Source organism: Photobacterium ganghwense (assembly GCF_003025595.1).
In the GTDB taxonomy this organism is placed as follows: Bacteria; Pseudomonadota; Gammaproteobacteria; order Enterobacterales; family Vibrionaceae; genus Photobacterium; species Photobacterium ganghwense.
In genome coordinates, this window is sequence record NZ_PYMI01000003.1 from 540,733 (window position 1) to 554,446 (window position 13,714).

Here is a 13,714-nt window from a genome sequence, read left to right on the forward strand (position 1 = left end):
TAATTATCAAAGAGGCCAGTCGTCGTAGGATACGTCGGAAAACTGGACAAGGAGAGCAATGTTACCTGCACTGACACATCAAGACAGTACCGATGATGTGGTTCTGTCGTTCCTGCGCGCATTAGAAAATGCCGGATTTCGCGGGGATATCGAACAATCTTATGCCAGCCGCCTGGCAGTTGCCACTGATAACAGCGTCTATCAGCAGCTGCCTCAGGCCGTTGTTTTCCCAAAAGATGAACAGGATTTAGTCACGCTTGGCCGGGTTGGCCAGGACGCTGAGTTTCGCTCTGTTACCTTCTCCGCCCGTGGTGGCGGTACCGGTACCAACGGCCAGTCCCTGACACCGGGCGTGGTGGTCGACATTTCCCGCCATATGAACAAGGTGCTGGAAATTAACCCGGAAGAGGGCTGGGTTAAGGTTCAGGCCGGGGTGATTAAAGATCAGCTCAACGATGCCCTGCGTCCGCATGGCTTCTTTTTCTCTCCGGATTTATCGACCAGTAACCGTGCCACAATTGGCGGCATGATCAATACTGATGCCTCCGGGCAAGGCTCCCTGAAATACGGTAAAACCTCCGATCATGTGCTCTCGGTGAAAGCCGTCCTGGTAGATGGCTCCGTACTGGAGACGGAGGCGCTGGAAACGGCGGCGATTCAACGTTTACCGGAAGGAAGTGATCTGGCCAACCGTGCATTGAAGTTGGCCGAGCAGGTTTGTCGGGATAAACGCCAGCAAATCCTCGATAAGTTTCCGCCGTTAAACCGCTTTCTGACCGGTTACGACCTGAAAAACGTGTTTGACGACGAGCTGAACCGTTTTGATATCGGCCGTTTACTGTGCGGCGCTGAGGGGTCACTCGCTTTTATCGCCGAGGCAAAACTGAACCTGACGCCAATTCCGAAATCGCGGGTATTGGTCAACATTAAGTACGACAGCTTTGATTCTGCGCTGCGCAACGCCCCGATGATGGTGGAAGCAAAGGCCCTGTCTGTGGAAACGGTGGACTCGCGCGTCCTGAACCTGGCTAAGCAAGACATTGTCTGGCACACCGTCAGCGATTTACTGGCAGAAGTGCCGGGGCAGGAAATGCTCGGTATCAACATGGTGGAGTACGCCAGTCAGGACACGGAAGAAAACCAGCGTCTGGTTGCGGCATTGTGTGCGCGACTGGACGAGATGATTGCTGAGAAGCAAAACGGCATTATCGGTTATCAGGTCTGTGACGATCTGGCCGGGATTCAGAAAATCTACACCATGCGTAAAAAAGCGGTGGGATTGCTGGGGGCGGCTAAAGGCAGTAAAAAACCGGTCGCATTCGCTGAAGATACCTGTGTCCCGCCGGAAAACCTTGCTGATTTCATCGTGGAGTTCCGCCAGTTGCTGGATGGTCACAACCTTGACTATGGCATGTTTGGCCACGTGGATGCCGGTGTGCTGCACGTTCGTCCGGCATTGGATCTGTGTGATCCCCAGCAAGAGCTGCTGATGAAAACCATCTCGGATCAGGTGGTGGCGCTGGTCGCAAAATACGGCGGCCTGATGTGGGGAGAACACGGTAAAGGTTATCGTTCTGAGTACGGCCCTGAATTTTTCGGGGAGGAATTGTTCACCGAACTGCGCCGCATCAAAGCCGCATTTGATCCGGAAAACCGGATGAACCCGGGTAAAATCTGTACCCCGCTGGACAGTGATGCCGAACTGGTCAAAGTGGAAGGTCAGAAACGCGGTTACTTTGACCGCCAGATTCCGGTGAAGATTCGCGATAGCTTTAAGCAGGCGATGGAGTGTAACGGCAACGGCTTGTGCTTCAACTATGACACCAGCTCACCGATGTGTCCTTCGATGAAAATCACCGCCGATCGTCGTCACTCACCAAAAGGCCGTGCTGGATTGGTGCGTGAATGGCTGCGTCAGCTGGCTCAGCAGGGGATCGATCCGGTGACACTGGAGCAGGATCTGATGAGCCGCACGCCAACGGTGAAAGAGATCATCGACCGGCTCAAAAATACCTTTGGGGCGACCCGAAAAGACTATGACTTTTCGCATGAGGTGATGGAAGCCATGAATGGCTGTCTGGCCTGTAAAGCCTGTGCCAGCCAGTGTCCAATCAAAGTGGATGTGCCGAGTTTCCGCTCACGCTTCATGCATCTATATTACAGCCGTTACCAGCGTCCGGTGAAAGATTATCTGGTGGCGTATGTTGAAAGCTATCTGCCGGTGATGGCCAAAGCGCCAGCGACCTTTAACGCCATCATGCGTCCACAGTGGATGAAAACCCTGACAGCCAACACGGTCGGTTATGTAGACATGCCGCCACTGTCGGTGCCGACTCTGACCGAAAGTCTGGACGGACACCATGCCACCCGGTTTGACCTGACCTGGCTGCAGGCATTGTCAGAGAGAGAACGAGAAGACTATGTGCTGATTGTTCAAGACCCGTTTACCAGCTTCTACGATGCGGAAGTCATTCGGGACTTTGTCATGCTGGCTGAAAAACTGGGTAAAAAACCGCTGCTGGTGCCGTTTAAGCCTAACGGGAAAGCGCAGCATGTGAAAGGCTTCCTGCGCCAGTTTGCTAAAACCGCGCGTAATACCGCAGATTTTCTGAATCAGCTGGCCGCTTTGAACATTCCATTGGTCGGGGTCGATCCGGCGCTGGTGTTGTGTTACCGCGATGAATACAACGAGATGCTGGGCGAGAAGCGTGGTGAGTTTGCGGTGCTGACAGCCCATGAATGGTTGATGCCGCTGCTGCCGCAGTTGGATGCACTATCATCCCGGCAGGATGACAACTGGTACCTGTTTGCGCACTGTACGGAAAAGACCAAACTGCCGAATGCTGAAAAAGAGTGGGCCACCATTTTCCGCCACTTTGGTGCAGTATTGCAGCCGGTTTCTGTCGGTTGCTGCGGGATGGCAGGGACATTCGGGCATGAGAAGGACAAGCTTGAGGTGTCAAAAGGGGTGTATGCCCTGAGCTGGCAGCCGAATCTGGCTCAGCTGGATCCTGAACGTTGTATGGCAACCGGTTATTCCTGCCGGAGTCAGGTAAAACGTTTTGAACATATCAAGATGAAGCACCCGGTTCAGGCATTACTGCAAGTGGTGAGTCTGGCCTAACGGTCGATGATTTGCCCGTTTTGACCCTCAAAGTGGGTTAAATAACGATGATAAAAACGGGAAGCTTCGGCTTCCCGTTTTTTTTAATTTCCGTTTTTGTTTCCCGTTTATTTAATAGGTAGAGTTAGTCGTCCGGATTAGGGGACAGCCAGTTGTACACCCAACCGGCGATTAACGCGCCGAGTAAGGGGGCTACCCAAAACAACCACAACTGGCTGAGAGCCCAGTCACCCACCAGTACCGCAGGACCGGTGCTGCGCGCCGGATTGACGGACGTATTGGTTACCGGAATGCTGATCAGATGGATTAAAGTCAGCGCCAGGCCTATTGCCAGCCCGGCATTGGCTGGGGTGGCCAGTTTGTGTGTCGCGCCCAGAATCACGATCAGGAACATGAAGGTCATGACAAACTCACTGAGAAATGCTGATATCAGGTTGTATCCCCCAGGGGAGTGATCGCCATAACCGTTTGAAGCCAGCCCTCCGGCCAAGTCGAAGCCGGGCTGACCACTGGCGATACAGTAGAGTACGTAGGCACCCGCAATGCCCCCCAACACCTGTGCGATGATATAGGGAATGACTTCACTGGCAGGGAAGCGGCCACCGGACCATAGCCCCAGAGTCACGGCCGGATTCAGATGGCAACCGGAGATATGACCGATACTGTATGCCATGGTAACCACGGTTAAACCAAAGGCAAAAGCCACTCCGAGCAGGCCTATTCCGACGTCAGGAAATGCGGCACTGATGACCGCGCTGCCGCAACCGCCCAGTACCAGCCAGAACGTGCCGATCAGTTCAGCGATAAGCTTCTTTAGCATGTGAAATCCCTCTGATCCGTTTCATTGACGGTGTGCAATGCTTGTTAAGCAAAGACGATTAAACAATGACGATTAAGCAATGACATTTAAGCAATGCCTTTAATTCAACGATGTTAATGCATTGGCTTTTGTGCATTGAGTATAGTGATCAGGTCGTTTCATGCTGCTTCACACTTGCTACAACTGAGCATCAGGTACTCAGCTTCACGTGCGTATGTGTCTGGTTGATTGGCATACTCAGGCGACTTTATCCGCTTTGCGTCGGGTGGTCAGAATGGGGTCGCCCGCCGGTTCTGGTTGTCGGACTGGTCGATGGTGAGGAGCCGGTTTATCCACCCGAAAGCCATTGTGACTGGCCAGACGGTGGGGTTTGTCTGTCCAGCGTGACAGGGAAATTTCCCCTTGATGGGATTCCGCCATATAGGTACAGCTTTCAATCCAGTCACCATCGTTGAGGTAGAGTATTCCGTCGATATCGACAATATCCGGGTGATGAATATGGCCGCAGATAATCCCGTCGACCTCCTGCTGCCGGGCGTAATTTACCGCAGCACGGGAAAAGCGTTCAATGGCCTGATTGGCTTGCTCGACCCTGGCTTTCAGGTATCCGGCCAATGACCAGTAAGGTTTGTTCCGCAGTTTGCGGTACAGGTGCCACCAGCGGTTGATAAACAGCAGGGCGTCGTATCCCAGATCCCCGATCATGGCGTAGAAGCGACTGTGACAAACCAGGCTGTCAAATTGGTCACCGTGCAGCGCCAGGATCCGACGGCCGGATGCGGTGGTGTGGGTGTACTGATCGTAAAGTTCTACCGCGCCGAGGTTATAGGCGAGAAATTTGCGGATGGCTCCGTCGTGATTGCCGGGAATATAGATAACCCGGCATCCTTGCTCAGCCCGTTTGAGTATCAGGCGGATAATTTGATTGTGGCTCTCCGGCCAGAAGTGCTTGTTTTTAAGTGACCATAAGTCGACGATGTCACCGACCAGAATCAGGGTGTCGGCCTTGTTGTGGGTCAGAAAATGCACCAGAAACTCAGCCTTGCAGTCGCGGTTGCCCAGATGAATATCAGATAGCCAAAGTGTACGATGAGAGAAAACGGTCATAGTGTTTACCATTTAGCTGTCAGGACAGGGACAATGTATTCATCATCCGTTCTGAGTTTACGCTAGTCAGTTAAGGTGACCGTTTCGTTGTTTTATCGTGACATCCTTATGTCACCTGATGCTGAGCCATCAGCCATCAGCCATCAGCTAAGAGCTAGTCATCAGGCCTCGTTCAGATACTGTTCCAGCTGGTTCGCCAGCCATCGGGTGATTCCCCCTTGCTGATTGTAAGTATTCTGAATCATCCCGTAGGACTGCCATTTCATTGCCTGATCGTGATTCAGTACTTTGACGCTGCCGTCCCGCAGATACGGGTTAATCAGCACTGACGGTACGTTTGACCAGCCGGTTCCGTCCAGCACGGCGTTGCGCAGGTGCTCATAAAAGGGCAAGGCAATGTAATTCCCTGAAGCCGGAGATACCGCGTGAAGGCCCTCGTCATCAATGGCCGACAGGGTAAATTCGGTGTACCGGGCCAAATCTGAGTTCACCACCTGACTAAGTTTGGAAAGCGGGTGGGCGCTATGGGCCACGGTCATCATTCTGATTTCACCCAGCTTGATGTGGTGGTTATTGGTCATACGGCGGGTGAACGGAAGCAGGCAGTAGGCAATGTCGACCATGTTCTGTTCGACCATGTCATCCAACTCCGGTGGCGGTGCCATATAGACCGACACGCTGGTGTTGGGGAAATGCTGGCTCATGTCGTGGATTAACTGACGCCAGAATGACTCCGGTAGCGCGTCATCCCGGGCGATGCGCAGCACCGATTCCACCCCCTTAATATGTTGGTCGCAGCGTGCCGTGATATCCCCGGCAATCATCACCATGCGTTCACAGTCGTTTTTGATTGCTTCACCTACCGCTGTCAGCGTGACCTGGTTTCCCGTGCGTTCCAGCAGCTGAACCCCCAGCTCATCTTCCAGCGCGCTCAGGGACGAACTGACGGTGGTACGGCTTTTACCAAGTTTACGTGCTGCCTCGGCAATCGAGCCGGTATCGCTGGTGGCAAGAAACATGGCCAGTTGATTGACTTTCACCTTGCTGAACCTCGAAAACTGTTTATATCAAAACACATTGTCTGCTGAAAAACCCACCCTTGTCGAGTCTTGCGACGAAAAACTCGTCGCTGAGTGATTATCACCATGTGAAAACCCCCGCTATGATTAGTTTCAGTTCCACAAAATCGAATAAAAGCTGACGAAAAATCGTTAGCATCGAGGTTTATATGCTATGCAATGTATCTTTAGAACGAAAACTATTAAAGTTCTCTACAATTTCTGCCTTATTTTTCGCCTTGATGGGTATCGGGCTCGGTTTATGGATGGGCTCGCTGGTGATTGTGTTCGACGGGGCGTACTCGCTGGTCAGCCTGGCGCTTACCCTTGTTTCGCTGGCAGCCGCGTCATATATCCGTTCACCAAAAGCGCGTAAGAACCCGCGTCTTGGCATGATTGAGCCCGGTGTAATTGCATTTAAAGGGCTGGTTATTGCACTGATGTGTGCGCTCTCATTCAGCTCGGCAGTATCGGCAATGATATCTGGCGGCCGTGAAGTTGATGCCGGTCTGGCGCTGTTGTTTGGGGTTGTAAACGTAGTGGGTTGTATCGCTTCCTACATGGTGATGGTGCGCTATGGCAAGAAAGCTCAATCTGCGCTGGTGACAGCCGAGTCTAAACAATGGCTGATGGATACGGTGATCAGTGCCGCCGTGATGGCTGGCTTTATCGTGGCGTCTCTGCTGACCTATGTGGGGATGGAAGAATACGCGGTGTACGCCGACCCGGCGATGGTGGTAGTTGCATCGTTGTATTTCGTGATTGTACCGCTGAAGATGATGGCGGGCGCACTGAAGAGGTGTCGTGAGCAGTATGAGCTGAGTATGTCAGCCAACTGGCAGAACGGTTAAGGGATCTCTCCTGGCCACTGAGCAAACATCACTCCTGTTAATAGTGATACTTAATAGCAACAGTTCACGCTACACTGGAAAAAAGGCGGTCATTCCGACGCACGTCATGATAAGCAGGATCAACATGGGGAGCCTTAAAGGCTCCCCATGTTTTTGTTGACTCTGATTTAGCCTTGGATGTCTGCGCGATCTCTTTTCTCACTCGTTTCACTCGGCCATTTGAACCGGCCCAGCCAGCTACCGTTGCAACAGCAGTGTCTCTTCGATTTCGCGAAATGCATGCGCAGTTTGGATCAGTGAAGTGGCCGTTAAACCGGGTACACCATAGATCTCAACATCAATGCCGTACTTTGACTGTACCTTTTCAACCAGCAGGTCGAAGTCACCGTCACCGGAAAGTAGAATAATACGGTCGACATCAGGCGCGTGTTCCAGCACATCAATGGTAATGCCCACATCCCAGTCGCCTTTGGCGGAGCCGTCACTGCGCTGAATAAACGGTTTCAGTTTCACCTCAAACCCGATTCCACGCAGGATATTCTGAAACTGGCGTTGTTTTTCATCGCCACGATGAATGGCGTATGCGTAGGCCGCTACCACGGTGCGGTCTTGGGTGGCCTCCGCCCAGAATGCGTTGTAGTCAAAGTGAGCCCCATAGGCATCTCTGACGGTGTAGTAGATGTTCTGGACATCGACGAAAATGGCTACTTTTTCCACGGTATTAGTCTGTTAGCAAATTCAATCGCTAGTATATACCTATCTGTATTAAGGGTAACCCTTACATTCTGACTATTTCTTTACGTTTCCGGCGAAAATCACTGGCAAAATAGCGCATGTTGACTGCGGTAAAACTTATGACATTATGTTCATTCTTGAGGTAAAAAGCGGTTTGTTATGGAAATGGCTATTAAGCATTCAATGTTGGCTCTGGTTGTCATAGGAGCGTCGTTTGGCGCGCAGGCACAAACGTGCCCGGTGGATGTCAGGAATGATATTCATATTGTCGACAACACCGTTTCGTTGTATCAGGAACAACAGCCGAAAGTGCTGATTGATGAAAATTATCAGCTGTACATCAATGGGCAACGAGTCACCCTGGATGATGCCCAGCAAAAAGCTGTTGAAGCTTACAGCCAGCATGTTCAGCAATATTTGCCACAGGTGGCCGCGGTTGCGGAAGAAGGTAGCAGCATGGCTAAATCGGTTATTGCCGAGCTGGCATCCGCTTTCGACAGTAATGAGGCATTTACGGAAGTCGACAAACTGGTGGACGAATATACCCTCAAAGCGCGGGAAAAGTTCTACAAGGATGATCAGTTTGTAATGCCGGCAGATATTTTTACAACGGCTGAAACCAGCTGGAAAGAAGAGTTTGAACAGGTGATGCAACGTTTAAGTGGTGCGTCAATGTCTGCGGTGTTTTCGGCATTAAAAGAAGAAATGAAAGATGGTGAACTGAATTTCACTGAGTTTCAAAATAAAATGTCGGAATTGAAATCCAGTATGGAAAATCAAATTAAAATACGCAGTGCGGATGTTGCCGAAAAAGCGGAAAATGTGTGTGACTCCATGCAGGGACTGGCTCAGGAAGAGCAGGCGCTACATGAAAAGATTCCAGCGCTGAAAGATTATCCGATGTTCGAGATCTGATAACGAGACTGTCTTTGTTGTTAATATAAAGTTTGTTCTATTGATAACACAGGCTGCGAATATTCGCAGCCTGTGTTTTTTTATTTAATGACCATCCTGTAATTAACGTTCTGAATGTGGGATATGTCACTAATTGATAGGCTACTTTGAACATATCAAAGCAGTTTTTCATATTTTGTGGATAATATGCGCCAGCAATAAGTTGAAATACCACACAAAAGAAATATGAAGCAGGTTATTAAGAACCGATGAGAAAAATAAAGCCGAAAACGTTAATTAAGCTTATTCTCCCTATTTTTATCTTTGTTATCGGTTTATTAGTTTATGTAGGATACGCAGAGTACAAGCACACCAAGGATGAGGCGATTCGTCAGGCAAGCGCGAATGTGAATCTGGCGAAAGAATATCTCGAGCAGCATTTTTCTTCAGCAGAAGCGCATCTCCTTCTGCTGGAACGATTGTGGCAATACAGCGGGGATACTGATCACCTGATTGCTGCCGCGCAGGAAATGGTCGATAACCAGCCCAAGTTTTTGGAGGTTGGTGTGCTGGTGAAGGGCAGTTTTTATGCAACCGGCGGTTTTCAGATTGTGGATGCCGAAGAAGGTGTCCGGCAGCGGCCGTGGTTTAATGCCGATGCGGCTCCCGGCGAAACCTATATCACTCCGATTTACTGGAGCAGTAGTACCGAACAGTGGTCTGTGGCTCTGGTTCGCGTGATTACCGTTGAAGGCGATCACGATGCCCGCCTGATTCTGGAAGTTGATGCTGACAGCCTGTATGAAAATCTGTCGCTGTTAAAAACCCTGAACAGTGGTTACGTGTACGCCGTGGAAGCTCAGACCGGCCGGATTGTGATGCACCCGGACCCCAGCAGAGTCGGCACACCATCGGTGAGCGTCACCCCTGCTATGCTCCAGACAATCCAGGACGGCCATCGAAGTGGCTATATTGGCTCTTATCAGTATGATGGCCAGCTTAAATTCAGTGTGTACGATATTACGCCATCATATGACTGGATCGTGTTGTCCGGCACCAGTGTGGCAGATCTTATCAAGCGTACCCTGAGTCTCGGTGCGGTTTCTGCCGGTCTGGTCGGGATGATTGCGATTCTGGTGCTGGTTGGCTATATCACGTACCGGATTAACCTTGACGGACGCCACCTGAACGATGTCAGCACCCCCTCGGAATTGACCGCTCATTTGCTGGATATGGTGAATGATCTGGTGACCTGTAATGGGATCACCTTGCTCATTCATGATGCCTATAATCAGGAATATGAGTCGGCGGATGGCACGATCGTTATCACAGAAAAGCAGGTTGTGGTGGCTCTGAAAGGAGAACTGCAGAGGATTCGCCTGGTCTCACCGCACGAGCAGGCCGGATTTGAACACGAAATAGTGCAATATCAGCCGTGTATCCGTATTCCGCTGACGCAGAAAAACCAGCTGATTGGTTTGCTGTATGTCCACAACGTGCGCTTTTTCTTCCCGTTATTTGCCGGAATTGTTCAGAACTACGCGCAGAGTGCGCTTAATCACGTCATGTTGAGCCAGCGCATTCAAAGCAAAGATGCGATGACCGGCCTGATGAATAAGGTTTATCTGCGTGAACAGATCAACCATCAACTGTGTCGCGGCTCTGATTGCTACTATCTGGCGATGATCGATATCGACGACTTTAAGCGTATCAATGATACCCATGGGCATTTGTTTGGTGATCAGGTCATTCTGAGTATTGCCGGGGTGCTGAAAGACAGTTTTGACCAGCACAGTGTGGTTTCGCGTTACGGGGGAGAAGAGTTCGCAGTGCTGCTGACGGTGCCGAATGAGCAGGCTGTGGTGCAGAAACTGGAAAGGTTGCGTAAAACCATTGCCAGTACCCTGATCGCCAACGGGACTAAACGCTGCTGTATTACCGTGAGTATCGGTGTTGCGAAAGTGGCCGAGAATGTCGAAATCTCGATAGCCCGGGCGGATCGGGTGTTGTACCGGGCGAAGGCGCAGGGTAAAAATCAGCTGGTGTATTTCCGGCCTGAACTGTATGCCGAATTATCGCTGATGACACAGGTTGAAGTATGATCCGGCTTGCAAAATTCGGGCGGACGGTTTGCTAAGCTAAAGATACGGAACGCATTTTAGAGGGGCAGAGATGTTAAAACTGGCGGTGATTGTCATTTTGCTGCTGCTCGGTGGCTTGGCTGTAAAGTACCTCGATGAGAAAACCCAGCATAAAGTGGTACTGGTTTTTGGTGCGATCATTGTCGTGCTGGTGGTGATACTAATGGCCTCTGAACTGATGCGACATTGATGCTAAACGGATGCGAGATTTACGTATTCACCCATCCCGTGAGCGGAAAGCTAAATAAAACCCAAGGTCGTTAATTCCAAAAAGAAACAGCCCGCATCGTGCGGGCTGTTTGCTTATTGGTGTGATCGAACGGATGCCGAAAACTCGGGCCGATTACCGTGCTTTCGCTCGTGCCGGCTTACCGTTGCCGTTGCGGGATGATGGTTTTCCGCTGAACGAACCTTTGCTCTTTGGCTTTTGGCCATTGCCTTGTGCCTGACCTTTGGAAGCGCCTGGCTTGTTACCGGCTTTTGGTCCGTTACCGCCGCGAGCTGGGCCATTACCGCTACGGGCTTGGCTGTCTCCACCTCGAGCTGATTGCCCCTGGCGACTGCTGCCCTGACCACGCTGTCCGTCTTTACGGATATCCGGCTGGTTAGGGTGTTTGGTCGCAAAACGCTTCGCTCCGTGGCGGCTGGAGCCACGACGTTGCGCTGGCGTCAGTTCGGCATCGCTGCCTTCTTCCGGTACCAGACACTCTGGGCGGCTGCCGATAAGGTGCTTTTTACCCATATTAAGCAGCGCTTCACGGATCAGCGACCAGTTTGCCGGATCATGGTAACGCAGCAGCGCCTTATGCAGGCGGCGCTGACGGTCGCCCTTGGCAACAAACAGATCTTCACGCTGTTTGTATTTCACGCGCTTCAGCGGGTTCGTTTCAGAGTGGTACATCGCCGTCGCGTTACACATCGGAGACGGGTAGAAGTTCTGTACCTGGTCACACTGGAAATCGTTTTGTTTCAGCCACAAGGCCAGGTTAAGCATGTCTTCGTCAGTACTACCCGGGTGCGCCGAAATGAAGTAAGGGATCAGGTACTGTTTCTTACCGGCTTCTTTACTGTATTTGTCAAACAGCTCTTTGAAGCGGTCATAGGTACCCATACCCGGTTTCATCATCAGATCCAGAGTTCCTTTCTCGGTGTGCTCCGGTGCAATCTTCAGGTAGCCTCCGACGTGGTGGGTTACCAGCTCACGGATGTACTCCGGCGATTCAATGGCCAAGTCATAACGCACGCCTGAGGCGATCATGATCTTCTTAATGCCTTTCACCTGACGTGCCTTACGGTACAGGTCAATGGTGTGTTTGTGGTCGGTATCCAGCTTCTTACAGATATCCGGGAAGATACATGACGGACGACGGCAGTTGATTTCGGCTTTCGGATCAGAACATCCCAGACGGTACATGTTGGCTGTTGGGCCACCCAAATCTGAAATCGTGCCGGTAAAGCCCGGTACTTTGTCGCGGATTTCTTCCAGCTCGTTGAGGATCGACTCATGAGAGCGGTTCTGAATAATCCGTCCTTCGTGCTCAGTAATCGAACAGAACGAACAGCCGCCAAAACAGCCGCGCATAATGTTGACACTGGTTTTGATCATGTCATACGCCGGGATCTTCGCTTTGCCGTACATCGGGTGAGGAACACGGGCATAAGGAAGGCCGAAGACGAAGTCCATCTCTTCCGTTGTCAGCGGAACTGGCGGCTTGTTTACCCACAGCTCGCGATCTCCGTGACGCTGAATCAGCGCGCGGGAAGAGTAAGGGTTCGCTTCCAGGTGCATGATTCGGCTGGCGTGTGCGTACAAAATACGGTCATTACGCAGCTTTTCGTAAGACGGCAGGCGCACAGCCGTGGTTTTTGAGTCATGACGCGATGGCTGAATCGTGAATGGCTTGGCTTCAGCCACAGCGGCTGCTTTTTCTTCGGCTTTGGCGTCTTTGTTCGTCGCGCAGGTTTCTTCCGTCGCATAAGGGTTTGGCATCGGCATTGCCTTGCCCGGTTTCTCAATACGGCTGGAGTCAATCTCTTTGTAACCGGCTGGCAGCTCTTTGAGAATAACGGCAGTACCGGCAATGTTGGTCATGGTGGTGATATCTTCACCATCAGCCAGACGGTGCGCGACTTCAATCAGGGCGCGTTCGGCGTTACCAAACAGCAGGATGTCCCCTTTGGCGTCAAACAGTACCGAGCGGCGAACTTTGTCAGACCAGTAATCGTAATGCGCAAGACGACGCAGGCTGGCTTCAATACCCCCTAACACAATCGGAGTATCTTTGTAGGCTTCACGGCAACGCTGAGAGTACACCAGTACTGCGCGGTCAGGACGTTTGCCACCCTCGTTATTTGGGGTGTACGCATCATCATGACGCAGTTTACGGTCAGCGGTGTAGCGGTTGATCATGGAATCCATGTTCCCGGCGGTAATACCGAAAAACAGATTTGGCTTGCCCAGAGCCATAAACGGTTCTTTTGAGTTCCAGTCCGGCTGAGCCAGAATACCGACGCGGAAGCCTTGCGCTTCCAGTACCCGGCCAATCACAGCCATACCAAAACTCGGGTGGTCAACATAAGCATCACCGGTAACAATGATGATATCGCAGCTATCCCAGCCTAGGGCGTCCATCTCTTCCCGGCTCGTCGGGAGGAAAGGGGCTGTGCCGTAGCATTCCGCCCAGTATTTCGGATAGCTGTTAATAGGTGTTACTTCAGTGCGCATAGATTGACCTCAAATTTTGAAGGCGGGAATTATAGCCCCTCGCAAAACAACTATCTAGCCCTTAATCTGTAAGGGGTTGAAAGCCGGTAAAACCTATTATTTTTACGGTTTTTCTCTGGCGTTAAGTGTGGTTTTTACGGTTTTTTCTGCAGTCATGAAAACCAACTTACAGAGCTGCTTCGCACCAGATAATTTCGCAGTCAGTTAACTATACGTCGGTTTGACGGGTGTGACGGAACAATGCTCGCCTACTAACAAA

Annotated in this window: 10 protein-coding genes; 5 read left to right on the plus strand and 5 right to left on the minus strand. The window is 51.3% G+C overall.

All coding sequences use genetic code 11. The annotated features are described in order from the left end of the window. Positions 1 to 58: 58 nt before the first annotated feature. Complete coding sequence (gene ydiJ, locus C9I92_RS12910; RefSeq protein ID WP_047883499.1) at positions 59 to 3,124, plus strand: D-2-hydroxyglutarate dehydrogenase YdiJ; 3,066 nt, start codon at positions 59 to 61, stop codon at positions 3,122 to 3,124. A gap of 124 nt (positions 3,125 to 3,248) precedes the next feature. Here ydiJ and aqpZ read toward each other — a convergent pair whose 3' ends face one another. From aqpZ to C9I92_RS12925, 3 genes are all read right to left on the minus strand, one after another. Continuing rightward, positions 3,249 to 3,944 carry an aquaporin Z gene (gene aqpZ / locus C9I92_RS12915; RefSeq protein WP_047883500.1) on the minus strand — a complete coding sequence of 232 codons (696 nt, stop codon included), beginning with the start codon at positions 3,942 to 3,944 and terminating at the stop codon, positions 3,249 to 3,251. Between the two features lie 237 nt (positions 3,945 to 4,181). After that, positions 4,182 to 5,051, minus strand: a complete 870-nt coding sequence (locus tag C9I92_RS12920) for a UDP-2,3-diacylglucosamine diphosphatase (RefSeq protein ID WP_047883501.1) — start codon at positions 5,049 to 5,051, stop codon at positions 4,182 to 4,184. 161 nt (positions 5,052 to 5,212) lie between these two features. Continuing rightward, positions 5,213 to 6,091, minus strand: coding sequence for a LysR family transcriptional regulator (locus C9I92_RS12925; protein WP_047883502.1), 879 nt, complete (start codon positions 6,089 to 6,091; stop codon positions 5,213 to 5,215). Positions 6,092 to 6,279: 188 nt separating this feature from the next. Between C9I92_RS12925 and C9I92_RS12930 the strand changes: the two genes are divergently transcribed. Further along, complete coding sequence (locus C9I92_RS12930; RefSeq protein ID WP_047883503.1) at positions 6,280 to 6,960, plus strand: cation efflux transmembrane domain-containing protein; 681 nt, start codon at positions 6,280 to 6,282, stop codon at positions 6,958 to 6,960. Between the two features lie 237 nt (positions 6,961 to 7,197). Here C9I92_RS12930 and C9I92_RS12935 read toward each other — a convergent pair whose 3' ends face one another. Next, the gene (locus C9I92_RS12935) at positions 7,198 to 7,677 is read right to left on the minus strand and encodes a LabA-like NYN domain-containing protein (protein WP_047883504.1); all 480 of its coding nucleotides are present in this window, start codon (positions 7,675 to 7,677) and stop codon (positions 7,198 to 7,200) included. Between the two features lie 177 nt (positions 7,678 to 7,854). On the opposite strand from C9I92_RS12935, the gene C9I92_RS12940 reads away from it, so the two are divergent. The 3 genes from C9I92_RS12940 (at position 7,855) to C9I92_RS25435 (ending at position 10,920) form a co-directional block, all read left to right on the plus strand. Further along, positions 7,855 to 8,610, plus strand: coding sequence for a DUF2884 family protein (locus C9I92_RS12940; protein ID WP_248827358.1), 756 nt, complete (start codon positions 7,855 to 7,857; stop codon positions 8,608 to 8,610). Positions 8,611 to 8,858: 248 nt separating this feature from the next. After that, entirely contained in the window at positions 8,859 to 10,691 is a 1,833-nt protein-coding gene (locus tag C9I92_RS12945; RefSeq protein ID WP_047883505.1) for a sensor domain-containing diguanylate cyclase, read from the plus strand. A 70-nt stretch (positions 10,692 to 10,761) separates the two neighbouring features. Then, entirely contained in the window at positions 10,762 to 10,920 is a 159-nt protein-coding gene (locus C9I92_RS25435) for a hypothetical protein (protein WP_047883506.1), read from the plus strand. A gap of 153 nt (positions 10,921 to 11,073) precedes the next feature. Here C9I92_RS25435 and C9I92_RS12950 read toward each other — a convergent pair whose 3' ends face one another. Further along, entirely contained in the window at positions 11,074 to 13,455 is a 2,382-nt protein-coding gene (locus tag C9I92_RS12950; protein ID WP_047883507.1) for a YgiQ family radical SAM protein, read from the minus strand. Positions 13,456 to 13,714: the final 259 nt, after the last annotated feature.